Annotated in this window: 1 protein-coding gene; it reads left to right on the plus strand. The window is 38.0% G+C overall.

From position 1 onward, the window contains the following. Window positions 1-32: 32 nt before the first annotated feature. A partial coding sequence (gene ltrA / locus AB5618_RS21345; protein ID WP_368367054.1) for a group II intron reverse transcriptase/maturase occupies window positions 33-1,162 on the plus strand: 1,130 nt, incomplete at its 3' end.

Genomic DNA, 1,162 nt, shown 5'->3' on the forward strand with positions numbered 1-1,162 from the left:
AATTAGCAGAATTTCTGAAAGGAGAAATGCAAATGTACGAGAAATCGTGTGCATCTTCAAATCACATTAAGAGCTGGAAGGATATTGATTTTGGAACAGCTGAATATGAGGTTAAGAAACTGCAGATGCGTATTGCAAAGGCTGTAAAGGAGAACAGAGTAGGAAAAATCAAATCCTTACAATGGACTCTGACTCATTCGTTTTATGCAAAAGCAATTGCTGTAAAAAGAGTAACAGAAAACAAGGGTAAAAGAACACCTGGAGTAGATGGCGTGTGTTGGATAAGTAATGAGGACAAATTTAACGCCATATTCACACTTCAGAGAAGAGGATACCAACCTCAACCGCTCAGACGAATCTACATTCCAAAGAAAAATGGAAAAAAGAGACCACTGAGTATTCCTACAATGAAAGATAGGGCAATGCAAACATTACACAAAATGGCACTGGAACCAGTCACAGAAACTCTGGCAGACGGCACTTCATACGGATTCAGACCCAACAGATGTGTTCAAGACGCTATAGAGCAAGGTTTTGTCGACTTGGCTCGAAAAACAGCACCAGAATGGGTGTTGGAAGGTGACATAAAAGGATGTTTCGATAACATAAATCATGAATGGATGCAAAAGAATATCCCTATGGACAAAGAAATTTTGCACAAATTTCTTAAAGCTGGATTTGTGGAAAAGGGAAAACTCAATGCTACTGACCAAGGAACACCACAGGGAGGTACTATTTCACCGACGCTGTGTAATTATGTATTGGACGGATTAGAAAGATTATTGAAGAATAAGTTCAAACGGTATTGGTCGAAAGGTAGACAGATAAATCCAAAAGTAAATCTGGTGCGCTATGCAGATGATTTCATTATTACAGGAGCATCAGAGGAACTATTAAGAAACGAGGTACTACCTTTAGTAAAAGAGTTCATGCATGAAAGAGGATTAGAATTATCGGATGAAAAGACAGTTATTACGAACATACACGATGGATTTGACTTTTTGGGTTGTAATATTCGTAAATATGGGGATAAATTACTTACCAAACCATCAAAACAGAATGTTAAATCAATTATGCGTAAAATTCGTGGAACAATTAAGAAGTTCCGAACGGGCAAGCAATCCGATCTGATCAAATGCCTGAATCCTATTATCAGAGGATG

The organism is Ruminococcus sp. J1101004sp1_RTP21198st1_B9_RTP21198_201120 (genome assembly GCF_040924245.1).
Classification (GTDB): Bacteria; Bacillota; Clostridia; order Lachnospirales; family Lachnospiraceae; genus Blautia_A; species Blautia_A faecis.